The organism is Idiomarina aquatica, assembly GCF_003987185.1.
GTDB classification, from domain to species: domain Bacteria; phylum Pseudomonadota; class Gammaproteobacteria; order Enterobacterales; family Alteromonadaceae; genus Idiomarina; species Idiomarina aquatica.
Genome location: NZ_PIPS01000004.1, coordinates 91,666 through 117,017, shown reverse-complemented (window position 1 = coordinate 117,017; position 25,352 = coordinate 91,666). Strand labels below are relative to the sequence as shown.

Sequence of the window (25,352 nt, the reverse complement as noted above, 5' to 3'; positions counted from 1 at the left end):
TTTATTGATCGTTCAGCGTGAGTCGAGTGTAATGTAACAGACTGGAAAAGTAACCTTTAGAGGAATACATGAGAGAGATTGTCGTACTGCATGAAAATGAAGAGTGGCTGGTACCTTTGCGTGAAGCCTTTAAAGCACGAGGGGTTGTCGCCAAGGAATGGTTTTTGGATAGCGGTATCGTGCCTTATACCGAGACCCCTGAAGATGCGGTCTACTACAATCGCATGAGTGCTTCGTCACACACCCGGGGGCACCGGTTTGCACCCGAGCTGACAAAATCCGTACTGACTTGGCTGGAAAGTAAAAACCGCACGGTGGTTAACGGCAGTCAGGTGCTGGCACTGGAAATCTGTAAGTTATCGCAGTACGCAGCTCTTGAACGAGCGGGCTTGAAGGTACCGAAAACTCATGCCGTGGTTGGTAAGCAGCACTTAGTGGAGGCGGCGCAGCGGTTCGCTCAATGGCCGCTCATTGTAAAGCCAAATCGCGGTGGTAAAGGCCTTGGTGTGCAACGCATCGATAGTATCGAGCAACTTCAGCAGTATGTACAACGAGACGATCTGGAAGAGCCGTTGGATGGCACTTGGTTGTTACAGGAATACATTCAGCCAAAGCAACCGTTCATCACCCGGGCAGAGTTTGTTGGACAGAAATTCGTTTATGCGGTGCAAGTCAATACCGAGGACGGCTTTGAGCTATGCCCGGCGGATAACTGCTCGATTGAAGCGGCTTTTTGTCCCACCGATCAGCAGTCACATAAATTTACGATAACCAAACGATTCAACGATCATGAGATCATTGTTGCCCTTGAGAACTTCCTGCGCAGTAATGATATCGATGTCGCGGGTATTGAATTTATCGAGGATGAGCGCGGCGATTTGTTTGTTTATGATGTCAACACCAACACCAATTACAATCAGCCCGCTGAACAGCGTGCGAAGGTTAAGAATACCGGCATGGGTGCTTTAGCGGATTATTTAATACGCTTGGCTCAATAAAAAACCGGCCCCCGGAGGGGGCCAGCTGACATGCCAGGGAGAGGTTGGCATTTAGAAAGTGTATTCAACCCCGAATGAGGCGGTTTGCGGTTTGTTCGGGCGTGCACCGTGAGGTGAACGGGCAACAATTTTCTGTTGATCAAACACGTTTTCTACTTTCAGGTAGACCGTCATGTTGTTGTCCACTTCATAGCGGCTGACAAAGTCGGTCACGAACACCGATTCGGTTCTGTCGAAGCGGCTGTCAGAGCGGTTACAGCCAACACTAACGCACATTTCGTCGGCGTACTTCGCAACAACGTAATTAATCCAGCCATCGTTATTATCCAGCGTTACGCGAACACTAAAGGTGTTTTGCGGGATATCAGCAAGCTCATCACCATCCATGTAATTGAGGTTGTCTTTGCTGATTTCACCTTTGGTGTGGGTGTAGGTGACATCGACCGGCACCAGGAAGCTACCAGCTTCAAAGGTATTGCTGGCTTGGAATTCAAGGCCACGAACGACGGATTCACCCAACACGTAGTTACCGGACTCGGCACCATTCGGGCATGGGTTGGCAATCGAACATACCTGCGTGGTATCGCTGAAGTCGCTGTAGAAAGCAACCGCTTCAGCAAACAGCGAACCTTGGTTAAAACGTACACCGGCTTCATAGTTGACGCTGGTTTCCGGTTGTTGGTTTTCTTTAGCACCGCCGCCTAAAGGAGAGAAACCTTTATGTGCGCCGGCAAGAACTTGCCAGTTATCGCTAACATTGTAAGTAAATGACGCGCCCGGTAACCACTCGCTGCTGTTGTTAGAGCGTGCACTGTCTAATTCGCTGCGATCAGGCGTTGCGAACTGGCGACGTGAAGAGTCAACGTCTTCGTGACGCAGTGCGAAATGAACCAGCAGGTCCTCATTGACTTGCCAGTTATCGGTCACCCAGAAGCTCATGGCTTCGGCTTTTTCTAATCGGTTGTCACCGCCAGTTGGCTGAATAAATGAATCAAAAACCAGACTGCCGTTAATTTGATCGTAGACTTCTTTTAATTGGTAACGATCCATCTCATCGGTATGGTCACGTAAACCGACTTCGATAACGTGTGAAGCCAGCTCAATACCGCTGTTAATTTCTACGCCGTAGGAATCATAGCCACGGTTACCGTTGGTCCAGGTGATGTCCTGGTAATCTTGTTCGCCGTGCAGCACCGCCAAGGCATCCAGGTCGCCGTTGTTTGCCGCGTTAATCAGGCCTTTAGCGACACCGGCTTTGAACCAGTTACGTTTAAAGTGGTTCTTGTAGCCTAAAACGTTCAGTTCAACCGCATCACTCAATTCCAGGTTGTAGTTAACGGTAATTGAATCATGATGGTTATTCATTTGATCGATTTCAGAGATACCGTAGCGGCGATTCGGGTTTTCCGCAAAGTCAGCATCAGTCAAACCGGCATAGGTCTCGTTGGAGGTTTCTTCCGAGTATTGGAATTTTGCCAGGATGCTCTGACGATCACCGGTCCATTTCAATTTCGCCACGTAATCTTCGATATCGAAGCCAGCGTCACGGCCACTGCGATCAATCGTTTTGAAGCCATCGCTGCTGCGCTGAATGGTTTCCAACAAAAAGCCGAATTGGCCATCGGTGCCGCCAACATGAGCATGAATATCACGGCTGCTGTTTTCACCGAATTCGGTCAGCACTTGGCCACCAAAGGTTTCCGGCACCGGTGTGGTGACCAGGTTCAAGACACCGCCGGTCGTTTGTGGACCATAGCGTAACAAAGGTGCGCCTTTTAATACTTCTACGGATGACATACGGAAGGTGCTGGGGAAGTAGTAAGCGGCTGGATTCGAGTATGGCGCCGGCGCCATCATCACGCCATCTTCAAGAATGGTCACTTTGCTGACGCGACCCGCTGTTGCCGCGCGAATACCGATATTGGGACGCAAACCCTGGCCATCTTCCTCACGAACATAAACGCCCGGTACGGTTTTCATCAGTTGGTTGATGTCCGTTGCAACTTCTATGCGCATCTGTTCTTCATCGACAACAGCACTTGAGCCGGCAGTTGCGCGTGACTCCTGTTTGCTACCGATGATTTTTATTTGCTCGATATCCGCATCGAGATCAATAGAATCATTAGCAAACGATGGCGCTGAGACTAGCAGTGCCGCGATAATGGACGAGGAAAGCAGTGATTTTTTCATAAAAAGTCCTGTTTACAACATTTAAAAGGATTGTTTAATTTGCGTTAAGAAACTGCGCGTAATACTAATCATAATGAGAATAATTCGCAATATCATAATTTGCTTTTCAGTAAATTTTCTTTAAATAAGTCAAGGTACAAGTAGAATGAAGACTCAAATTTGACTAAGGAGGCGCAGTGGAACCTGCTCAGATACCGACAAATGAGCCTAAACGGCTGGATGTTCTTCGCAGTTTGGCGATATTAGATAGCGAATCCGACGCTGGTTTTGACGGCTTGGTTGAACTGGCTAAAACGCTTTTTGACTTACCGATGGTGGCGGTGTCGTTGGTGGACGAACAGCGCCAGTGGTTTAAGGCCAGTATTGGCTTAGGCGTGTGTGAGACTCATCGAGAAGTGTCATTTTGTGCGCACATCGTGGAAAAACCTAAGGTCATGGTGGTCGAAGATGCCATGTTGGATGACAGGTTTTACGATAATCCGTTAGTGACTGAAGAGCCTTTCATTCGATTTTATGCTGGCGCGCCGCTACGGCCGGTTGGCGATGAAGTTCTCGGAACGCTGTGTGTTATGCATACGCGACCGCGCTCGTTCAGTGATGATGAACAACAACTGTTGAAACTCCTCGCAGGACAGGCGGAACAGCTGATCCAACTGCATGCGTTGCGGCACAAAAAAGAAGGTAACTAACCCATGCGAATGCGCTTCAAACCCGTTATCGGAATGACTTGTCTGGGACTCTTGTTGTCGAGTTGCTCGGTAATGAAAACGTCACCGGAACCTACAGCTTACGACTGTGGTATACAGCCGATCACGGTCGTGTATGACGATCAGAACGTAACGTTGTCGATGCGCTCGGAACAACAAGTGTTGGCACCGGTAAAATCCGCTTCCGGTGCGCGTTTTGTGTCGACAGATGAACGTACGGAGTATTGGTCGAAAGGCCACGAAGCACAGGTGACGTGGAAAGGCGAAGCACTCCCACAATGTATTGAACGAGGATATCTGCCGCGTGCTATTGCGTTGCGTGGCAATGAGCCTTTTTGGTTGTTGACCATCAATCAACACCAGGCCAGCTACACCACACCATCCGGTGAAGAGGAATTTGCCGTTGATCAGATGGATAAAAAGCAACAAACTGGGGGTTGGCAAATCGAAATCGATGACCTGGGTCATCTCACAATGACCCAGAAGGTTTGTTATGATTCGATGAGTGGTAAGGCGTTCCCTTATCATGCCTCCGGTAAATTCAATGGGGTGTCGGTACAGGGCTGTGGTGGTGACACCGAGCAACTGATCCAGGGACAGCCTTGGCAGATTGAGTCATTATCGGGGATAGCGGAGCGATTACTGGCTAAACCAGAGCTTCAGTTTTTACCACAAGGACGTCTGGTCGGGAGTGATGGCTGCAACCGTTTTTTTGGTCACTATAGTGTTCAGGGTGAAATCCCGAGGCTGAATATAGTGGGTTCGACAAAACGGCTGTGCACGCAAGAAACCATGGATCTTGCACAAAAATTCACCGAGCTATTGAATAATACCGTGAAAGTTGACATAAAAGATAACAGCATCGTGCTAGTAGCCAATGATGGTCAGCAACTTTCACTCAAGCCAGCCTATTAAGAGCTGACCCAGAGGACGACCGTGCAATTAAAGAAGTATACCGATTATGGCCTGCGTGTATTAATTTACCTGGCCGCCAAAGAACAGACACGACTGGTCACCATCGATGAACTCAGTCGCACGTTTAACGCACCCAGAAACCACTTAAACAAGGTGATTCATCACTTGGGAAAAGAAGGTTTTATTGAAACCCGGCGCGGTAAAAACGGCGGTTTTAAGTTGGCTATGGCGGCTGAAGACATTCGCCTTGATCATCTGATTCGCAGACTTGAAGGGGACGAGCATTGGATTGATTGTCATAACCCGCAGTGTGCGATTTTTCCAGTCTGTGAATTAAAACACATCATTAATGAAGGTAAAGAAATTTTTTATCGCCATCTGGCTCAGTTCACGATTGCCTCGTTAACCAAGCAACCTGAAAAAATACGTGTACTTTGGCAGACCGAAATTGAAAACTCATAAACCCGTGGAGAATAACAATGATTAAGAAAGCTGCTCTGGGATTAAGTATCAGTTTACTCACCTCACAAGCTGCTGCTTCAGACTGGTTGCATTGCGGCAACTTGTTTGACAGTCAGGCGGGCGAATTACGCGGTGAACATTATATAGAGGTTGATGGCGGGCTGATCAAACGTGTAACCCGTGACCAACCTGATGGCGCTGAGATCATTGATTTGAGTGACAAGACCTGTTTGCCCGGGTTAATTGATCTGCATGTACACCTGGATGGTCAGTCTGGACCGCAATCCTACATGAACCGTTTTACGGAAGGCCCGGCCGACCTGGCGCTGACCGCGCAAAATTATGGCATGAAGACGTTAATGGCGGGCTTTACTACGGTGCGTAACCCTGGTGACTCATACAACGTTACTATCGCCTTACGAGACGCAATTAATGCCGGTACTGTGCAAGGGCCACGCATCTATTCGGCGGGCAAATCACTTGCCACGACCGGAGGCCACGCCGATCCGACCAATGGCGTTAAGCACGATCTTATGGGACGTCCTGGCCCAACGGAAGGGGTCATTAACAGTCCGGCTGATGCGAAAGAGGCGGTACGTCAGCACTATAAAGAAGGTGCTGACTTCATAAAAATCACTGCCACCGGCGGTGTATTGAGCATGGCATCCAGTGGTGAAAATCCACAGTTTACGCAGGACGAATTGGAAACGCTGATCGATATTGCCAACGACTATAACTTCCACGTTGCTGCTCATGCGCACGGTAAAGAAGGAATGCTGCGGGCGGTAAAAGCCGGGGTCAAAACGGTAGAGCACGGCACCTACATGGATGATGAAGTCATTGCCGCCATGAAAGAAAACGGTACTTACTTAGTGCCAACGATTCTTGCCGGCAAGTTTGTTGCTGAGAAAGCTAAAATTGACGGGTACTTCCCCGAGGTTGTTCGCCCTAAAGCCGCGGAAATTGGTCCGTTAATTCAGCAAACCTTTGCTAAAGCCTATAAGGCGGGCGTAAATATTGCGTTTGGTACGGACAGCGGTGTTTCTGCGCACGGTGATAACGCGTTAGAGTTTGAATACATGGTTGAAGCTGGTATGCCTGCCGCAGAAGCCATTCAAACCGCAACGACGGTCGCCGCAGAGATCTTGAAGAACGACAAGCTGGGCGAAATTGCGGCTGGCAAGTATGCCGATATCATTGCCGTTGATGGTGATCCGTTAGCGGATGTTAAGGTACTTCAGGATGTTGATTTTGTTATGAAAAACGGTGAGGTCGTTAAGCGCTAATCAGCGCTTAACACGACTTTTCCGTCAAGCTGAGCATGGGCATGATCAGCACTGCGTACTTCATAGCGGTGTTGATCATCTTCCTCACAAAGCCACAGTTGCACCCGTGCCGGTAGCACCACCGGACGTTTAAAGGTCACGTCAATCTGGGTTGCGGCTCGACCGTGACGTTTCTCAATTTCTGCCTGCGCTCGCGCCATCATGTACATACCGTGAATAATCGGTTTTTTGAAACCAAACCAACGCGATGTCATGGGGTGTAAGTGAATCGGATTAAAATCGCCGGAAACACGGGCGTAGCGACGACCCATACCCGATCCCAATTGCCAATGACAATGATGAAACCAACCGGGAGCGGGTTCAAAGACCTTGGCGGGCTTCTTGGACGGACGTTCCGGTGCCTGCCCCTTCATCACCTGATAGGTGCTTTTGCAGGTGACGACCAGCGTGTCATCCTGGAAGAACTGTACCGTGAATTGAGGACGCAAACGTCGTGGAGATACATCGGGTCCGCGGGCTGGAATGGTAACCTTGGCATCAAGCCGAAAGCCCTGTGATAGGTCAATCGGATGGTGTTGTTGGAGACTGTTGTTGACGTGCACGAGACCAGGTGCCGGCCAAGGGAACTGCGGATCCAACATTTGCGCCAGGTGAGTGCGCTGGGCCATGCAGTAAAACAGGGCTAATGGTAACTCACTGACAAAGCCATCAAAGATACGGTGATAATTGCGGCGCTGTCGGTCACTGACCGCCTCGATTAAAAACTGTTGATGCAGTTCGGACTTGTCGGCCTCAACGTTATCAACGCGATTTAACGTCAACAGAGATTTTGCCAACATGCCGGGCATTGCCGGTAAGTGATCAATCGGGTGGTTTACCGTTTCCATGCGTTACTGAGTCCTCATTACTATCCTGCTGCCACTGCGTTCACGGATGACATCAATACGGTCTTGCAGGCGATCTTTTAATTCTCGCACATGCGAGATAATTCCAATAGTCCGACCACTGGCACGTAATTCTGCCAGGGTATTAATGGCCATATCGAGCGCCTCATCATCGAGGCTACCAAAGCCTTCATCAACAAACAAAGTATCTAACCTGATGCCACCGGCATAACTCTGTACGACATCTGAAAGACCCAAAGCAAGTGCTAATGCGGCCATAAAGCCCTCGCCACCAGACAGCGTTTTTGTACTGCGTTGCTGGCCGGTATAGGCATCTTCGACCAATAGGGTTAAGCCGCCGGCTGAACGGGCATCGGCAACGGTCTGTTCGCGTAATAGCTGATAGCGGCCATGAGTCATCTGCTGCAGGCGCTCGGAAGCTACGTTTAATACATCATCAAGCAAGACGCTCAGCACGAAGCGGTGAAGGCTAAGCCGTTGTGTGTTTTGTCCGCTGGCGACATCAGCCAAAGTTCCTTGCACAGCATAGCGCTTATGTAATTGTTCTGCTTGCTTTTTACTGTTATTAACACGTTTTAAAACGTTTTCCAGCTGGATGCACTGATCGCGGAGAGCAAGCCAATCTTGTTCGGATCGTTGTAGCTCGGATTCAGCGGCTTGTTGTTGCTGCTGTAACGCATCAATATCGGGCGCTTGCTTACCATCCAGCGCTTGTTGCAGTTCAAATAACAAACTGTCGACGCGAGTAACTTGCTGTTTAAACTCAGCGATCTGTTGTTCGAGTTGCTGGTACTCGCCGCTGCTCAGGCGGGCACTTTCATAGTCATTGTTACTGGCAAAACCCAGCTCTTGCAACTGTTTCTGGAACTTTTGTTCAACGTGTTGGTGTTGCTGCTGCACATTTTTGGCTTGTTGGCCGGTGCTATCGAGCTGAGAAGCGACGGCGGAGAGCTGCTCGAGCAGTTGTTCGCGCTGTTCGGTGGCGCGGCGCTGACGGCTTAAGTTTTGTTGTAACTGATGCTCCAAAGCGCTCATTGATTGTTGTAACTGTTCTGCCGAACGCAGATCTTCCGGAATCTCTTGGCGCAACATGCGCAAACGTTCATCGGCCGTCTGCTTTTGCAACTGCTGCTGATGAATACGTTCGGCTAATGTCCGCTGTTTCGTACCCAGCTGTTCTAATCGCTGTTGGCCCTCCGAAATTTGTTGATTCAGTCTTACCAACTGCCGGCGCTGCTGTTGATAATGACTCGCTTTGGCGGCCAGTTGCTGGCGCAGCTGATCCAGTTGTTGTGGCGCTTTAGGCTCACCATTTTCATGCAACTGCTGTTGCACCAGATCCAACCGGTTTTGGCTGTGACTCAACTGCTGTTCCAGTTGCTGTTGCTTTTGTTGTTCCTGTTGAAACGTTTTACGTGCAGCGATGACTTGCTGGTGTTCTACTAATTCCTCATTCTGATTGTGCGCCGGGCTGGGGTGTTCGGTGGCACCACACACCGGGCACGGCTTACCGGACTCAAGTGTTCGAGCCAGTGTCAGCGCTTGTTGATCGTACCATCGGTTTTCCAGATGCTGGCTCTGTTGCTCCGCGGCGTGGGTGGTTGCGCGTTGAGCCAGCAGTTGTTGCTGCAGTTGTTGTTGCTGTTGGCGCAGTTGCTGTTGCTGGCGTTCGAGTTCTTCATGCCGCTGGCGTTGCTGCTGCCACAGTGTTAGCTGATGCTGTTCGGCTTCCAATGATGTTTGTTGATCCAGTGCAGTACGAAGCTCATCCAATTGCTGTTGAGCATGGATGTTGTTTTCGCGCTGTTGCTGAAGTTCTTCATCGATTTCAGTCAATTGCCGTTGATCTTGCGTTAACTTGGCCGCCAATTGCTGTTGCTCTGTGGCCATCTGTTGCAACGATTCGAGTTTGGGTAACCATTGCCGTTGTTGTTCAAGCTGGCGGCGTAGTGTTTGGTTATCATCGTCGAGCTGAAGTGCCCGCTGATAGGCCTGTTCCACCTGTTGTTTACTCTCACTGAGCTGTTGTTGCTGTGTTTGCAACTGCTCGGTACGACTGCGCAGCTCTTGCGATTGCTGCTGTAACAATGCCAAATGTTGGCTGTCGGCTGCCAACTGTTGTGCTTTTTTGGCACGTTCAAGGCGCTGCTGTTGGGTGTTTATTTGCGGTTCTCTGTTGCGCAATTGATCGCGCTCGCTCAGCAACTGTTGTTGTTGTGCAAACTGCTTTTGCACGTGTTGAGCCTGCAACAATTGCGAGCGCAGTTGCTGCACCGCTTTTGCCTGCGACGTCTTCTGTTGCTCTAGTTGGCTTAGCTGCGGGCGCAATTGTTGTAATCGCTCGGTCAGCTCCTGTTTGCTGGTGACTTTTGCATCATCCAGCAGGGCTTGTAAGTTTTGTTCGTGCTGACGCATCTGCTGGCGCAGTTCACGAGCAGACTCTTTTAACTGTTCTTCAATCAATAAGTAGCGATGTGTTTGGAACAGCTGTGCAAAAATGTCTTCTCGTTGGCCGGCATCGGCCGTTAAGAGTTCACGAAATTTGCCCTGGGGTAACACCACCACCTGTCGGAATTGGTCAGCCTTTAAGCCAATAAGTTGCTCAACGTGCTGAGTAACGTCATTAACTTTGCGGCTTGCCAGCAGTTTTTGTTGATCCGTATTGAGATCGAAGGCCGGCTCCGTACCCGCAGTGATTTGCCAGAGTGTGGCTGTCGCTCGGTCTTCCTTTAAGCCCTCACCGCGAAGTTTTGGTCGCCATTGAGTTGGTAAACGCTGGACACGGTAGATGTTTGTGCCTATCGCAAAAATAAAATCCACTTCGGTTGCTACATCAAGGCCCGCGTGGTGACAGCGCATTTGTTCGCCTTGTCGTTCTGCGCCAGTGGTCTTTCCGAATAACGCATAACTGATGGCATCCAAAATGGTCGTTTTACCGGCTCCCGTTGCGCCATTGATCAGAAAAAGAGGATGTTCTCCGAGTGCTCTGAAATCGATAACTTCACGTTCGGCGAACGGCCCAAACGCCTGCATGGCGAGCAATATAGGCTTCATGATTGGCGCTCCTGGTCGGCGATTTGGGCAAGCACCGCTTCAAGTTGTTGGCGTTGTTCATCATTAAGTTGTTGATGATGAACTTGACTGAAAAAGTCCTCAAATATGTCGAGTTCACTGCGTTTTAGCTGTTCACCGGCAGCTGCCAGTTGCTCTCCCTGACGGACTTGAAAGCGCTCTTTCTTCAATTCCATAACGTTTGGATAGTGCTCCCTGACTCGCGCCATTGGGTTAAGCAATGCCTCATCGTCGGTGAGGATGACCTGTACATAATCGTTACTGCGCGCGTCCTCTTTAGCCTTGGACAGAATTTCCTCTAACGTGCCTTTCAATACGCGTAAATCATTGCGTGGCTGAATCGGTAATAACTGAATCGAGCAGTTGCCGTCGGCATCCATATCCACCAGGGTGAGAGACTTCCTCTGATGTTGTTCAGAAAAGCTGTACTTGAGCAGTGAGCCGCTGTAACGAATGTTCTCGCGGCCTTTGTACTGTGGTTGGTGCAAATGCCCCAAGGCCGTGTAATCGAAGTCGCTAAACAACTGCCAGTCAACCCGGTCGGCACCGCCCATTGAGAGTGGCCTTTCCGAATCGGATTCGTTGGCACCGTCCAAATAGCAATGACTGACCAGCACGGAACGACGGTCATTTGCCTTTTTTAAGGCATTCACTAAGGTTTCATGGGCGTGGTTGTAATCGCGCTGTGGCTCGCCGGTGAAATCGGTTACTTGAGCCGGGTCATGAAACGGAACCGCCCAAAAGTCGACAGGCCCATGCTCATCGTCGAGTACGATCGGTTGTGTCATTTGCTCCAGTGTTGTGACCAGATACATACCGGACGTTGCCAATTGGCGGGACGCAAAGCCAAGTCGCTCGGCACCGTCGTGATTACCGGATATGGCAATGATTGGCACACCCAATTGGCTCAAACAGGTATCGACAAAGTCATCGAACAACGAGATTGCGGATGCCGGCGGAACCGAACGGTCATAGATATCTCCGGCAATAATTACCACGTCCGGTTGATAGTTTTTGATATAGTCGAGCACTTGCTCTATGGCGCAGCGCTGTTCGTCAACAAGCGATATTTGATGAAATAGCCGCCCTAAGTGCCAGTCTGAGGTATGCAGAATTCTCATGCGATCGTTTTTGCTAGAGAGTGATGTGACTACTATACATCATAAAAAAAGCCGCCCGAAGGCGGCCTTTAGTCGATACGAATTATTTTTGTGTTTCCGTATCCTGTAAGTCTGCGTCATGTTTTTCCATCTCCCACGGCAACACGCCGGGGCTGTGGTGACGGAAGTGCAGATAATTTTCAAACTGATTGATGACGTCGTTGATGATGTCGGCTTTTTCCCAGCCATACAAATCATAAGACTGTCCACCCTGACGCAGGAACACTTCAGCTCGATAATAAACCTCACGGTTTTTATCGTTAGTGAGTGCAAACTCCGGCAGCAGGTAGTCACGTAACCGGACTTCATAGGCAAAGTCGAGCTCTTTGTCGCGCTCTACGGTGAGCATAATACGGTTATGCTCTTTATCTTCCTGAAATTCGGCCGGCCAGTCCTGTTCTTTTAGCTCGTCGCGAACCTGCTTAAGTGACTCGGCCGCGGCTTTGTAGATAAAATCGAGTACCGGCTCTTTTTTAGGAAAGTCCACCAAGCCTGACAACCGTTTCTTCCAGTAGTCGGGGCCTTCATTCACGCCACGACGGTGAAACTGACGGTGACTCTTGAGACTGGTGTATTGGTGCCCTTCAATGATCAAAGCACGCCACATACCAACGGCAGCGATGAGGATGACTACCGCAAAGGGTAAGGCACTGGTAATGGCTGCGGTTTGTAAAGCGCCAAGGCCTCCGGCCAGCAGTAGTACAGCGGCAACGATGCCTTCGGTCGACGCCCAGAACACACGCTGCCAAACCGGTGTCTCCAGCATTCCGCCGGAGGACAAGGAATCAATCACCAATGAGCCTGAGTCAGAAGAGGTAACAAAGAATGTGATGATCAAGATAACCGTCGCAAAGCTGATGATGCTGGTCAGTGGCAGTTGTTCATAAAGCTTAAACAGTGCGATGGCCTGATTATTCTGCACTTCGCTGATGAGCGCGGTATAACCTTCATTCATGATCATATTCAGGGCGGTGTCGCCGAATACGGCAAACCAAAAGAAGGTGAAAATCGACGGTACCAGCATGACACCGAAGACGTACTGACGGATGGTGCGACCACGGCTGATCTTAGCAATGAACAGCCCGACAAACGGCGCCCAGGCAATGGTCCAGCCAAAGATAAACAGCGTCCAGTTACCAATCCAGTCACTGCGTGTGTAGGCTTGTAAGTTAAAGGTACGCTCAACGATACCGCTTAAATAGGCGCCGGTATTTTGTAAAAAGGTCTCCAGAATATGCACGGTAGGGCCGGCAAAAAACACAAACAACAGTAAAAATAAAACCAGCGTCATGTTGATCAGCGATAGTCGTTTGATGCCCTTATCCATACCGGCGACCACGGATGCGATAGCGGCCAGAGTAATGACCCCGATGGCGATGATCTGAACCGTGGAACCAATCGGGATATCTTCCCATAGATAATTCAGGCCGGTGTTAATCTGGATGACCGATAAGCCCAGCGTAGTGGCAATGCCAAACATCGTGCCGAGGATGGCAAAAGTATCTACTGCATGCCCGGCTGGGCCGTTAATCTTTTCGCCGATCAGCGGATATAAGGTGGAACGCATTGACAACGGCAAGCCGTGACGGAAGGAGAAATAAGCCAGCACCAGACCGACCAACCCGTAGATGGCCCAAATGTGGAAGCCCCAGTGAAAATAGGCGATTTGCATGGCCTGTTTGGCTGAGTTAACGGTTTCTGCGGCTCCTGCCGGTGGATCGGCATAATGTAACACGGGTTCTGCGACACCAAAGAACAGCAGTGCAATGCCGTAACCGGCCGAAAAAAGCATCGCAAACCACGACGTAAAACTGTATTCCGGTTCACAATGGTCGGGACCGAGTTTAATTCTCCCCCATTTGGAGATGCCGACCCCGACGATGAAAATAAGAAACAGCGCAACGGCAAGCATGTAGAACCAGCCGAAATGTTCGGTGATTCCGGCGAGCGTGCTTTCAAACAGTTTACCTGCTTGCTCCGGCGCACTCAGTGTCCCGACGACCAGCAGTGCGATAACAATAATCGCAGGCAGGAACACCGGGAATAATATGGCGTGATGCCATGGCTTTTTCTCGCTAGACATTTAACACTCCTGTTAATCGAGTAAGTTCCTAACTAACACTTATAACCTACTAACGAAAAGGCATAAAGGCTCACTTTTTATAATAATCCACTTTAAAGGCATAATTAGCTTGTCTATACTGGAGGGTGTATTTTGATGAACAAACTGTTTTATACAGGGAACAAGTATGGCCAGAACGCCACAATTTAACCGCGAAACAGCGCTGAACAATGCCATGAGTTTATTCTGGCGAAAGGGTTATCATGCAACCTCAATGAAAGACATCGAGCAGGCAATGGATATGCGGCCGGGCAGTATATACGCTGCTTTTGGCAGTAAAGAACGCTTGTTCGGTGAAGCGCTGGCCGTTTACGGTGAGAGCACTAAGGCCAGTTTTAGCGCCGCACTGAGTGAAGGTGATACTGAGTTAGCAGGCTTTGTTCAACTGCTGCAGAATATTGTTGAACCGAAAATACAGGGTAATACTCCCAGCAAAGCCTGCATGTTGATCAAAACCTTGCTTGAACTGAGTAACCATCAAACATTAAATAATGAACCGGTAAAAAACTACATGAACGAGCTGCAGCAGCTGTTCGAAGTGAAGTTTTGCCGGGCAATTGCCGCAGGAGAGCTGGCACCTCGCGCGGATGCCAAACGACTGGCACGGCTTTACCAGTCTAATATCTTGGGCTTGAGTGTGATGTCTCAACGGGACTTACCGAACGACCAGCTGAAGCAACTGGCCGATGATATTTGTCAACAGATACTGCCGGCGTCGGCGGTGCTTAACGTTTGAACAGTGAGGCATAGTGACTGGGGTTAAAACGAAGCGTAAACACCAGAATAACCAGTCCGACGGCGATGTGCAGTTGCCAGCCCAAGCTGTAATCGCCGCTGACATCGCGGAACCAACCGGTCAGTAACGGCATCAAGCTGGCAAACATAAAGCCAATTCCCTGCATGAACGACACTAAACGTCCGGCCTGAACCGGGTTGTCCAGATGATCCAGTGCCATAACAATACAGAGCGGGAACGCACCACCCAGGCCAAAACCGCACAGTGCAGACCAAAGCCAGGGTGAATACTCGGGCCAAAAGCTAAGGCCAGCAAAGCCTACCATCTGGGTCAGTACCGCCACAATCAGCCAAGGGCGTCGATCCTGGCTGTGCGAGAGTGCCGGCAGAATGAGTGCCCCCGCCACCTGCACCAGTGAGAACAGCGCCAACAAATTGCCTGATTGCTGCGCCGGCCAGCCAAATTCACCGTAAAACGGCGCAATCCAGGCGATAAAACCGGCGTAACCGGCATTAACCAAAGCAAAGTAGGCGCCCAAAAACCAAGCTCTCGGATAACGAACCGCTTTCAGAAGCTGGTCTCTGGGTGGGATATTGGCAAGCGGCACGCGATTTTGCGGGGCCCACCAGATAATCAGTGTAAGAATCGCTAGCACGGCCCAGGCGGCGAGTGAATAAAATCGTTCCGGTAACTGTTCGGCAAACCAAGGCGTTAATACGGCGCCAAGCGCTGCGCCTCCCATTAACGCCGCGGACCACAAGCCGGTGACCATACCCAGCCGATGTAAATAGCGATGCTTGGTTAACTCCGGAATAATAATGTGCAGCAGCGCAATACCGAAGCCTCCGATCAACGCACTGAATAACAACAGCTCAATGGTTGGCGGGATAACGCGCAACAGCAGTCCTGCGGTTAGTATTACCAAACCGAGCGTAATGCCTCGTTTATAGCCAAGCGCCATGGTCAGGCGCCCGGCAAATAGCGCCAGTACACCAATCATTAAAATGGGCAAGGTGGTGAGCAGCGAGATGCTGCTGAATGATGCCCCTGTGGCTACAATCAATTCATCGGTCAGAGGACCGATGGAGGTGAGCAGTGGGCGTAAGTTGAGGCCGAGTAAAACCAGTAGCGCCAGTCCAAACATCAGGCTTTTGCGGGCAACCTGGGGTTGCGTAGTTGAATTTACAGACAACGTTATCGATTCCTTTAAACGGTCAAGTGCCGCCACTTTACTGCTTTTTTTAGCAAGAGTGAACGATTGTACTTTTACCATTCAGGCGTAAGCATGGTATTCTTTGATGCCATTAGCGGCAACTCAACTTCTTGCAGATGACGACAAGCATGGCAACGCAATCCGGAAATCTCTTTATTATCGCGGCTCCCAGCGGAGCCGGTAAGTCCAGTTTGATCAAAGCGCTGCTGGAGCGTCATGCAGACGGAACCATGCAGGTATCAGTTTCCTCAACAACCCGTCCGCCCAGACCGGGTGAAGAGGATGGTATCCATTATCACTTCATGAATGTCGCCGAGTTTGAACAGCGTATTGATGCTGGCGAATTTTATGAGTGGGCGCGTGTTTTCGATAACTATTACGGGACCTCAAGAAAGGTCGTTGAAGAAGCGTTACAGCAAGGCATCGATGTGTTTCTCGATATCGACTGGCAAGGCGCACAGCAGGTACGTGAACATCACCCGGAAACCCGTTCGGTGTTTATTGTGCCGCCCAGTCTGGAGGTTTTGGAGAGCCGACTGCGTCACCGTGGCCAGGACAGTGACGAGGTGATTGCCAAGCGAATGGCAAAAGCGCAGGCCGAAATGTCCCATTACCATGAATTTGACTACCTGCTGGTGAATGATGACTTTAATGATACACTGGCCCAGCTTGAACATATTGTACTGGCGCAGCGCAGCAGAATGTCGCTGCAACAAGTGCGACACGCAGAAACTCTGAAGGAATTGCTTGGCTAATGGGCCGAGTTTCCGTATAATTCTTAGCCTTTCGAAAAATATCACTCAGGCTTTATGGGGAGTAAACCATGGCTCGCGTAACCGTTGAAGATGCCGTAGACCGCGTTGGCAATCGTTTTGATTTGATTTTATTAGCGGCCCGTCGTGCGCGCCAGTTGGCAGTGCAAGGGAAACAACCTTTGGTTGAAGTAAAGAATGAAAAGCCAACGGTCATTGCTCTACGTGAGATTGAGCAGGGTTTGATTGATAATGATCGCCTGGACGCAGAAGACCGTCAGGCGGCTCAACAAGCAGACGCAGAAGAGATGCAGGCAGTGAACGCATTGCGTGGCGTCGAATAACAACAGCTTTTGCTGAAGCTACAGAGCCAACGGTACTTGTGCCGTTGGCTTTTTTGTTGGATTGCTCGTATTCTGATCATTAACGGACTTTTCTGAAAGTGCGATACGTTTATCCTGTTGCGGAGAGAGTCGGTGTATCTATTTGAAGGCTTAAAAACGCAAATCAGTGACTACTTGTCTGCCGAGCAGGTAGAACAAGTGCAGCAAGCATTTGTGGTTGCGAACGATGCGCACAGCACGCAAAAGCGCAGTAGCGGTGAACCCTACATTACCCACCCGGTGGCCGTTGCCAGTTTGCTTGCTGACATGCGTCTGGATCAGGAAACCATCATGGCAGCGTTGCTGCATGATGTGATCGAAGACACAGAAACTCGGCGTGAAGACCTGGCAGAACTGTTCGGTGCGACTGTTGCCAACTTGGTTGAAGGTGTTTCGAAGCTCGATAAGCTGCAGTTTGACTCCAAAGAAGAAGCGCAGGCGGAAAATTACCGCAAAATGATCATGGCGATGACACAGGATATTCGTGTCATTCTGATCAAGCTCGCCGACCGTACCCACAACATGCGCACAATTCAACATTTGCGCCCTGACAAACGCCGCCGTATTGCCCGTGAAACCTTGGAAATTTATGCGCCGCTGGCGCACCGGCTAGGTATCCATGACATTAAAAATGAACTGGAGCAACTTGGCTTCTGGGCTTTATACCCTTGGCGTGCCCGGCTGCTGGAATCGGAAGTCAAGAAAGCCCGCGGCAACCGTCGGGAATTCATGGAGCGAGTTCACAGTGAAATTGCGTCGCGTTTAGAAGGCAATCAGATACAAGCGCGGGTGCTGGGCCGGGAAAAACATCTGCACAGTATTTATCGTAAGATGCAGAGCAAAGAATTGCGCTTTAATCAGGTCATGGATATCTATGCGTTTCGAGTGATCGTTGATAGCGTTGACACCTGTTACCGTGTTCTGGGTGCGTTGCACAATCTGTATAAACCGATTGAAACACGGTTTAAGGACTACATCGCGATTCCCAAATCGAACGGTTATCAATCCTTGCATACGTCGCTTAAGGGGCCGCACGGGGTGCCGGTGGAGATTCAAATTCGCACCGAAGAAATGGATTTGATGGCCGATCGCGGCGTCGCCGCACATTGGCTGTATAAAAATACGGACGATGCCGGTACCACGGCTCAGGTGCGAGCGCGCAAGTGGATGCAAAGCTTGCTCGAACTGCAGCAAAGTGCAGGCAGTTCCTTTGAATTTATCGAAAACGTTAAGTCGGATCTGTTTCCGGACGAGATTTACGTGTTTACTCCCGATGGCCGCATTATTGAGCTGCCGCAGGGCGCAACGGCGGTTGATTTTGCCTATGCCGTGCACACGGATGTCGGCAATACCTGTGTTGGCGCGCGGGTAAACCACCGCACCTATTCGCTGAGTAAACCCTTAGAAACAGGCCAGACCGTCGAAATTAAAACGGCGGTTGGGTCGCGGCCTAATATTGCCTGGCTGAATTTCGTCGTGACCGGAAAAGCGCGAGCCAAGATTCGCCAGTATCTAAAGGGACAGGAAGCCTCCGAGGCTCAGCAATTGGGTGAACGATTGTTGCGCTCAGCGTTGGGGCCAATCAGTTATGAAGACATTCCAGCCTCGGAGTTTGAACGCGTGGTACAGGAAACGCGGGTTGAGAACAAAGAAGAGCTGTTAAAGCAGATCGGCCTCGGCAATATGATGTCCGTTGCCATTGCCAAACGCTTATTGGGCGAGCTGCAGGCACTTAAAGATGATGCGCCGTCGCAGCGAAGTCTGTCGATAAAAGGTGCGGAAGGGCTCCTGGTTAGCTTTGCGAAGTGCTGTCGTCCGATTCCGGGCGACGATATTATTGCCCATGTGAGTCCTGGCAAAGGGTTGGTCATTCATCGTCGCGAGTGTAAAAACGTGCGCGGTTATGAAGATGAACCCGGACGTTATTTCCCGGTCGAATGGGATAACAAGCCAGAAGCAGAGTTTATTTCGGAAATTCGCATTGAAATCGTCAACCATCAGGGAGCATTGGCTAAGTTGACGTCTGCCATTGCAACCACTGGATGTAACATTGATGGTCTGAAAACCGAAGAAATTGATGCGAATATTTATTTCATTGATGTGGCACTGACGATTCGTAACCGCAAACACCTTGCGGACGTGATTCGTCATATTCGTAAGATGCCTGATGTTCAGCGCGTGACGCGCTTAAGGAAGTAATCATGTCAAAAGTTATTATCTCAACCGATAAAGCGCCAGCGGCGATTGGCACTTATTCACAAGCAGTAAAAATTGGTACCACGGTGTATTTGTCGGGGCAGATTCCGTTGGTTCCGGAAACCATGGAGCTGGTCAGTGAAGACTTTACCCAACAGGCCGAGCAAGTTTTTAAAAACCTGACCGCCGTTTGTGAAGCGGCCGGTGGTGAGCTACAGGATATGGTCAAAGTACAGATTTATCTGACGGATTTATCCGAGTTCGCCATTGTTAACGAGGTCATGGCAAAATACTTTAAAACGCCTTACCCGGCTCGCGCCGCTATTGGTGTTAAGCAGTTGCCTAAAGGCGCTCAAATAGAAATCGACGGTATTTTGGAGCTACCCAGCACCAACTAAACGTCGGCACTGAGTAACATCCCGGAGGCGGCTTAAACAGCCGCCTCTTTGCTTTGCGGTTCGCGATCTTCCAGAGGTCGCCGCCAGAGAATCATCAGTAAGGCGACACTGCCGAGAATAAAGCAGTAGCCGGTATGTAAGCTGACCGACAGTGGCGATATACCAAAGCTTGCCCCCATTAACAGTGCCTGGGCGCCGTAAGGCAATGCGCCCTGAACGGTACAGGCGAAGATATCCAACAAGCTAGCGCTTTGCCGCGGCGCCAAGTTGCCCTGTTTGGCCAGGCGCTTACTGACTTCGCCGGCCAGAAGAATACTGACCGTGTTATTGGCGACGCAAAGGTTCGTCAGCGAGGTCAGTCCGGCAATCCCAAATGCTGATGAACGTTGTTTGTGTTTACTGACGCGGCTCGATACGGCTTCAACCACGCGGGCAAGGAAGGCAAGCCCACCTTGCTGGCGGATTAAGCCGGACAGGCCGCCGATCAGCAGTGACAGCAGAAAGATTTCTTGCATGCTGGTAAAGCCGTCGTAGATATCCTGACTGAACTTAACCCATTGGTAGTCTACCGTGACCATGCCGAAGGCCGCTGCCAGCACAATACCCAGCCCTAATACGGCAAAGACGTTCAGCCCCATCACCGCCAGCACGATGATGACAAAGTACGGCAGACACAACCACAGGTTGGCTTCCGGGATTTTGATCGGAACGTTACTGGTGTCGTAACTGACCAGCCAAAGCACGGTGATGATGGCTGCCGGAATCGCAATCTTAAGGTTGGCGCGGAACTTATCCCGCATACTACAGCCCTGTGTGCGAGTGGCGGCAATGGTGGTGTCCGAGATAATCGACAGGTTGTCACCAAACATGGCACCACTGACCAATACGCCTGCCAATAACGGCAGACTGATATCGGTGGCCTCACCGATGCCCAGCACCACAGGTGCTAACGCCGCGAGCGTGCCCATTGAGGTGCCCATGGCGGTAGAAATGACGCCGGCGATCAAGAACAAGCCGGGAATCAGAAAGGAAGCCGGAATTACATTCAGCCCGAGTGCTACCATCGCATCGACGCCGCCCGTTGCTTCCGCCACGGTCGAGAAGGCACCGGCTAACAGATAAATCATACACATGGTGACGATGTTGCTGTCACCGACACCGGCCACGAAGGTGGCAATGCGTTCTTCAAATGCCTGCTTGCTTAGCAAAATGCCCAACGCAATAGCCGGCAAAATCGCCACAGGGCTGGGTAATTGGTAAAACGCGTACTCGACACCCTCAGACTGAAAGTAAATGCCGGTTCCTAAAAAGAGCGCCAAAAACAACGCCAGCGGCAGTAGTGCCTTAGCACTTGGCGGCTGGACGGCGGCCGATGAATTCATACCACTTCCTTTTATAATTTATTTTAGACGTCCAGAAGTTTATACAGCTAATCGTTCTGGTGCAACCCTGATCAATTTCCGTGTAAACTACCTATAACATGATTTTACGTTTGGGGAAGCCATGAGTCCGGAGAATTTGAATCTTCAACTGCGCAATTTGCGGTTGGAAGATTACGCACAACTTAAAGCATTAATGGATGCTGTTTACACCGATATAGGCGGAGCCTGGAGCCAGTTTACGATTGAAAAACTGATCAAGGATTTTGCTGAGGGGCAGTTTTGTCTGGAGGATAACGGCCAGATCGTCGGTGTCGCTTTGACCGTAAAAGTTGCCTATAACAAGTTCTCCAACCCGCACACGTACGATGATTTAATTGGCCATCGTGAAGCCATCCTTAACGATAAGAAAGGCGATGCGCTTTACGGTTTGGACGTGCTGATCCATCCCGATTACCGCGGTTATCGGTTGGGGCGGCGGTTGTATGATGCGCGTAAAGAATTGTGCCGGCAGGCGAACCTGCGCGCCATTTTGGCCGGTGGTCGCATTGTTAATTACCATAAATACTCACAGGAACTGACACCAAGCCAGTATCTGGATAAGGTTCAGCGCCGTGAAATTTACGATCCGATCCTGACCTTTCAGCTGGCCAATGACTTCAGTGTGAAGCGCTTGTTGGGCAAATACTTGCCAGAAGATGAAAAGTCGCGTGGCTTTGCCACGCTGCTGGAGTGGAACAACTTCCTCTACGATCCGTCCACCAGCATTCTGACCACGCGTATTCAGAATGTGCGGGTGGGCGCGGTACAGTGGCAGATGCGTTCGGTTGAGTCGGTTGATGAACTACTCCAGCAGGTCGAATACTTTGTCGATGCGCTGTCGAGCTATCAAAGTGACTTTGCGGTATTGCCGGAGTTCTTCAACGCGCCGTTGATGGGATTAACCGATCAGAGCCAGCAGATGAACGCGATTCGCTTTCTAGCCGGTTACACCGAGCGATTTAAGCGTGAAATGTCACAAATGGCGGTCAGTTATAACGTCAATATCATTACCGGTTCAATGCCATTGCAGGACGGCGACAGCATTTATAACGTGTCGTATTTGTGCCGTCGTGATGGCTCCGTCGAAGAACAGCGCAAAGTTCACATCACCCCGCATGAGAAACGCGACTGGGTTATCGAAGGCGGTCATGAGGTGAATGTCTTCGATACCGACGCCGGTCGGGTCGGCATTTTGATTTGCTATGATGTTGAGTTTCCGGAGCTTGGCCGGATCATGGCAGATGAAGGGCTTGAGATTTTATTTGTACCGTTCTGGACCGATACCCGTAACGCTTACCTGCGAGTGCGTCACTGTGCGCAGGCACGAGCCATTGAAAACGAGTGTTATGTGGTTATCTGCGGCAGTGTTGGTAACTTGCCGGAAGTTGAAAGTCTGGACGTACAATACGCTCAATCCGCGGTGTTCTCACCGTCCGACTTCGCCTTTCCACATGATGCGGTGATGTCAGAAACAACGCCGAATACGGAGATGTTGATGTTTTCTGACTTAAACTTGGATGAACTTCGTTACTTGCATCACGAAGGGTCGGTGACGAATAAGAAGGACCGCCGTACAGATATCTACGAAGTGTCAAAAAAGTTTCGTGGTTAATGGCCAGTAATAAGGAATAAAACAGCATGAGTCCAGAGCGGTTTGCGCGCATTAATCAACTGCTAGATCTGCGTCAGCCGGATTTAACGGTGGTGATGGAAAATGTGCACAAAAACCATAACTTATCAGCGGTGGTGCGCACCGCTGATGCGGTCGGCGTGCATCAGATGCATGCGGTATGGGAATCGCCAAAACGAAAACTGTCGGCGGGAACGGCGCTGGGCAGTCAGAACTGGGTTGGGGTCTCGCATTACAATGAGCTCGCTGATGCGATCAGTGCGGTGCGGTCGCAACGGATGCAGGTGGTCGTTACGCATTTGTCGGACAGCGCGGTGGACTTTCGTGACATCGACTATACCCAACCTACAGCCATTTTACTGGGTCAGGAAAAATACGGTGTCAGCGACGAAGCATTGGCGTGTGCTGATCATCATGTGATGATTCCGATGGTGGGTATGGCACAATCGTTGAACGTATCTGTTGCCGCTGCTGTGATGCTGTATGAAGCGCAGCGCCAGCGCAAGGCGGCAGGTCGTTATCAGGGTAACCAATTAGATGCCGCCGAACGCCACCGGGTATTGTTTGAAGGCGGCCATCCGATTTATGCCAAGGCTTGCAAACGCAAAGGGCTAAGCTATCCAGAGCTTGATGAACAAGGACAAATCGTCGCCGATGAACAATGGTGGCAGGCCATGAGGGCGGCGAAGTAAATGCCGGGTTCGGGTGCCGCTCTTGCCAAAATACCGCTGACAACCTTAAAGGGAGTTGGCGATAAAGTGGCGAAGAAACTGGCCAAGCTGGGTCTGGTTACCGTTCAGGATGCCATTTTCCATTTGCCGTTACGCTATGAAGATCGTACCCGGATTGCCAACATCGCCATGGTCCGTCCCGGACAGTCAGCCAATTTGATCGTCGAGGTGCAGAACGCGGATATAAAGTATGGCCGCAAGCGGATGCTGCTGGTGCGCACCAAAGATGACAGCGGCACGCTGACATTGCGTTTTTTTCAGTTCAGTGCCGCTCAGTTAAAGCAATTCAGTGCCGGTACCCGGCTATTGGTGTTTGGTGAGATCCGCCACGGGATGGCGGGTGCTGAACTGATTCACCCGGAATATGAACAACTCAAGCCGGGTCAGCATGTCGAGCTGGAACCCACCTACACACCGGTTTATCCGACCACCGAAGGGGTTTACCCAACCACCTTGCGTAAAATTATTGAACAGGCCCTCGGCTATTTATCCGAACAGAGCGTCGAGGAGCTGTTGCCAGAATCATTACGGCCGCACCAACTGTCGTTGGTGGAGGCCCTGCAGACGCTTCATCATCCGCCGGTCGAGAGTTCACTGCAGGCGCTGGAACTAGGACAACATCCTGCTCAGCAGCGGTTGGCGATGGAAGAGCTGGTGGCTCATCAGCTGAGTTTGTTGCAACTGCGTCAGCAACGGCAAAGTGAAGGCGGTATTGCCATTGCTGAGGGCAGCAAATTGCAAGATGAGTTCCTGGCGACCTTACCGTTCGAGCCGACGGCGGCGCAGCAACGCGTGGTGAGCGAGATTCACGCGGATATGGCGCAACCTGTGCCGATGATGAGGTTGGTACAGGGAGATGTGGGCTCGGGTAAAACGTTAGTCGCAGCGCTGGCGGCATTACGGGCGATTGAGGCGGGTTATCAGGTGGCGCTGATGGCACCGACCGAACTGTTGTCCGAACAGCATGCTTTATCGTTTTCACAATGGCTGCAGCCGCTTGGCATCGAGGTTGGTTGGCTCAGCGGGCGCACCAAAGGGAAAGCCAGACGAGAGCTCCTCGAGCGGGTTGCCTCGGGTCAAGTGGCGATGCTGGTCGGCACCCATGCGTTGTTTCAGAGCGATGTGGATTACCACAACCTGGCGTTGGTTATTATTGACGAACAGCATCGTTTTGGGGTGCATCAACGTTTACAATTGCGCGAAAAAGGGGTCAAGGCGGGCTTTCAGCCACATCAGTTGATCATGACCGCGACACCGATCCCGCGAACGCTGGCGATGACGGCCTATGCTGACCTTAAAACCTCGGTGATTGATGAATTGCCACCGGGACGAACGCCGGTTACCACCGTCGCTATTCCGGATACTCGCCGCGATCAGGTGATTGAGCGGGTGCGACAAGTGTGTCGAACCGAGCGCCGGCAGGCGTACTGGGTGTGTACGCTGATTGAAGAGTCGGAAGTACTGGAGTGTCAGGCAGCGGAAGACACCGCCAATGAATTGCAGGCGGCGCTGGCGGATTTGAAGGTTGGTCTTGTGCATGGACGGCTCAAAGCGGATCAGAAAGAAGCCGTAATGCAGGCGTTTAAAGCCGGTGAGCTTGATTTACTGGTGGCAACCACGGTCATCGAAGTGGGTGTTGATGTGCCGAATGCCTCGCTCATGATCATAGAAAACCCAGAACGGCTTGGGCTGGCGCAGTTGCACCAGTTGCGAGGGCGTGTTGGCCGTGGGTCAACCGCCAGCCATTGTGTTTTACTTTATAAAAGTCCACTGTCGAAAACCGCTGCGGAACGATTAGGCGTATTAAGAGACAGCAACGATGGCTTTGTCATTGCTCAGCGTGATTTAGAAATCCGAGGGCCGGGCGAGTTATTAGGGCACCGTCAAACCGGTTTGACGCAGATGAAAGTGGCGGATATCGAACGTGATGCTGACTTAATTCCATCCGCACAAACACTGGCAGAGCGTCTGCTAAATGACTATCCGGCAACGGCAGCTGCGTTGATCGAACGCTGGTTACCACGGCGAGATCATTATGCGCAAGTTTAACGACAACACACTGTCGCACTGACGCT

Annotated in this window: 20 protein-coding genes; 13 read left to right on the top strand and 7 right to left on the bottom strand. The window is 50.8% G+C overall.

Annotation, left to right across the window (positions count from 1 at the left end):
• Window positions 1-68: 68 nt before the first annotated feature.
• Window positions 69-998, top strand: a complete 930-nt coding sequence (locus CWE23_RS11605; RefSeq protein WP_105307435.1) for an ATP-grasp domain-containing protein — start codon at window positions 69-71, stop codon at window positions 996-998.
• Window positions 999-1,049: 51 nt separating this feature from the next.
• On the opposite strand, the gene CWE23_RS11600 is transcribed toward CWE23_RS11605, so the two are convergent.
• Window positions 1,050-3,188, bottom strand: a complete 2,139-nt coding sequence (locus CWE23_RS11600) for a TonB-dependent receptor family protein (protein ID WP_126820331.1) — start codon at window positions 3,186-3,188, stop codon at window positions 1,050-1,052.
• A gap of 176 nt (window positions 3,189-3,364) precedes the next feature.
• On the opposite strand from CWE23_RS11600, the gene CWE23_RS11595 reads away from it, so the two are divergent.
• The 4 genes from CWE23_RS11595 to CWE23_RS11580 all read left to right on the top strand — a co-directional run bounded on the left by CWE23_RS11595 (window position 3,365) and on the right by CWE23_RS11580 (window position 6,558).
• Window positions 3,365-3,877: a GAF domain-containing protein gene (locus tag CWE23_RS11595; RefSeq protein WP_105307433.1), complete on the top strand. Its 513-nt coding sequence runs from the start codon at window positions 3,365-3,367 to the stop codon at window positions 3,875-3,877.
• Between the two features lie 72 nt (window positions 3,878-3,949).
• Window positions 3,950-4,810: an META domain-containing protein gene (locus CWE23_RS11590; protein WP_198678840.1), complete on the top strand. Its 861-nt coding sequence runs from the start codon at window positions 3,950-3,952 to the stop codon at window positions 4,808-4,810.
• Window positions 4,811-4,831: 21 nt separating this feature from the next.
• Window positions 4,832-5,272 carry an RrF2 family transcriptional regulator gene (locus tag CWE23_RS11585; protein ID WP_105307431.1) on the top strand — a complete coding sequence of 147 codons (441 nt, stop codon included), beginning with the start codon at window positions 4,832-4,834 and terminating at the stop codon, window positions 5,270-5,272.
• Window positions 5,273-5,289: 17 nt separating this feature from the next.
• A complete protein-coding gene (locus tag CWE23_RS11580; RefSeq protein ID WP_105307430.1) occupies window positions 5,290-6,558 on the top strand; it encodes a metal-dependent hydrolase family protein in 1,269 nt (422 codons plus the stop codon).
• Here CWE23_RS11580 and CWE23_RS11575 read toward each other — a convergent pair.
• The 4 genes from CWE23_RS11575 to CWE23_RS11560 form a co-directional block, all read right to left on the bottom strand.
• The gene (locus CWE23_RS11575) at window positions 6,555-7,445 is read right to left on the bottom strand and encodes a MaoC family dehydratase (RefSeq protein WP_105307429.1); all 891 of its coding nucleotides are present in this window, start codon (window positions 7,443-7,445) and stop codon (window positions 6,555-6,557) included. The two genes, CWE23_RS11580 and CWE23_RS11575, sit on opposite strands and share 4 nt — an antisense overlap.
• 3 nt (window positions 7,446-7,448) lie before the next feature.
• Window positions 7,449-10,517: an AAA family ATPase gene (locus CWE23_RS11570; protein WP_126820329.1), complete on the bottom strand. Its 3,069-nt coding sequence runs from the start codon at window positions 10,515-10,517 to the stop codon at window positions 7,449-7,451.
• On the bottom strand, window positions 10,514-11,656 hold the full coding sequence (locus tag CWE23_RS11565; protein WP_126820328.1) for an exonuclease SbcCD subunit D: 1,143 nt from the start codon (window positions 11,654-11,656) through the stop codon (window positions 10,514-10,516). Before CWE23_RS11565 ends, CWE23_RS11570 begins: the two co-directional genes overlap by 4 nt.
• An 82-nt stretch (window positions 11,657-11,738) precedes the next feature.
• The gene (locus tag CWE23_RS11560) at window positions 11,739-13,778 is read right to left on the bottom strand and encodes a BCCT family transporter (protein ID WP_126820327.1); all 2,040 of its coding nucleotides are present in this window, start codon (window positions 13,776-13,778) and stop codon (window positions 11,739-11,741) included.
• A 166-nt stretch (window positions 13,779-13,944) separates the two neighbouring features.
• On the opposite strand from CWE23_RS11560, the gene CWE23_RS11555 reads away from it, so the two are divergent.
• Window positions 13,945-14,553, top strand: a complete 609-nt coding sequence (locus CWE23_RS11555) for a TetR/AcrR family transcriptional regulator (protein WP_105307425.1) — start codon at window positions 13,945-13,947, stop codon at window positions 14,551-14,553.
• On the opposite strand, the gene CWE23_RS11550 is transcribed toward CWE23_RS11555, so the two are convergent.
• The gene (locus CWE23_RS11550) at window positions 14,543-15,745 is read right to left on the bottom strand and encodes a cyanate transporter (protein WP_241970630.1); all 1,203 of its coding nucleotides are present in this window, start codon (window positions 15,743-15,745) and stop codon (window positions 14,543-14,545) included. The two genes, CWE23_RS11555 and CWE23_RS11550, sit on opposite strands and share 11 nt — an antisense overlap.
• A gap of 149 nt (window positions 15,746-15,894) precedes the next feature.
• Between CWE23_RS11550 and gmk the strand changes: the two genes are divergently transcribed.
• The 4 genes from gmk to CWE23_RS11530 all read left to right on the top strand — a co-directional run bounded on the left by gmk (window position 15,895) and on the right by CWE23_RS11530 (window position 19,495).
• Window positions 15,895-16,521 (top strand): guanylate kinase, encoded by a 627-nt coding sequence (gene gmk, locus CWE23_RS11545; protein ID WP_105307424.1) that lies wholly within the window; start codon window positions 15,895-15,897, stop codon window positions 16,519-16,521.
• A gap of 68 nt (window positions 16,522-16,589) precedes the next feature.
• The gene (gene rpoZ / locus CWE23_RS11540; protein WP_105307423.1) at window positions 16,590-16,862 is read left to right on the top strand and encodes a DNA-directed RNA polymerase subunit omega; all 273 of its coding nucleotides are present in this window, start codon (window positions 16,590-16,592) and stop codon (window positions 16,860-16,862) included.
• A 132-nt stretch (window positions 16,863-16,994) separates the two neighbouring features.
• The gene (gene spoT, locus CWE23_RS11535; protein WP_105307422.1) at window positions 16,995-19,100 is read left to right on the top strand and encodes a bifunctional GTP diphosphokinase/guanosine-3',5'-bis pyrophosphate 3'-pyrophosphohydrolase; all 2,106 of its coding nucleotides are present in this window, start codon (window positions 16,995-16,997) and stop codon (window positions 19,098-19,100) included.
• A gap of 2 nt (window positions 19,101-19,102) precedes the next feature.
• Window positions 19,103-19,495 (top strand): RidA family protein, encoded by a 393-nt coding sequence (locus tag CWE23_RS11530; protein WP_105307421.1) that lies wholly within the window; start codon window positions 19,103-19,105, stop codon window positions 19,493-19,495.
• Between the two features lie 32 nt (window positions 19,496-19,527).
• Here the strand turns inward: CWE23_RS11530 and CWE23_RS11525 are convergent, their stop codons facing one another.
• Window positions 19,528-20,877, bottom strand: a complete 1,350-nt coding sequence (locus CWE23_RS11525) for a Na+/H+ antiporter NhaC family protein (protein ID WP_105307420.1) — start codon at window positions 20,875-20,877, stop codon at window positions 19,528-19,530.
• Window positions 20,878-20,998: 121 nt separating this feature from the next.
• Between CWE23_RS11525 and CWE23_RS11520 the strand changes: the two genes are divergently transcribed.
• From CWE23_RS11520 to recG, 3 genes are read left to right on the top strand one after another with little or no spacing between them, the layout of a single operon-like run.
• Window positions 20,999-22,528: a bifunctional GNAT family N-acetyltransferase/carbon-nitrogen hydrolase family protein gene (locus CWE23_RS11520; RefSeq protein WP_105307419.1), complete on the top strand. Its 1,530-nt coding sequence runs from the start codon at window positions 20,999-21,001 to the stop codon at window positions 22,526-22,528.
• Between the two features lie 26 nt (window positions 22,529-22,554).
• Window positions 22,555-23,238: a tRNA (guanosine(18)-2'-O)-methyltransferase TrmH gene (gene trmH / locus CWE23_RS11515; protein WP_105307418.1), complete on the top strand. Its 684-nt coding sequence runs from the start codon at window positions 22,555-22,557 to the stop codon at window positions 23,236-23,238.
• Window positions 23,239-25,326, top strand: coding sequence for an ATP-dependent DNA helicase RecG (recG, locus tag CWE23_RS11510; RefSeq protein ID WP_105307417.1), 2,088 nt, complete (start codon window positions 23,239-23,241; stop codon window positions 25,324-25,326).
• Window positions 25,327-25,352: the final 26 nt, after the last annotated feature.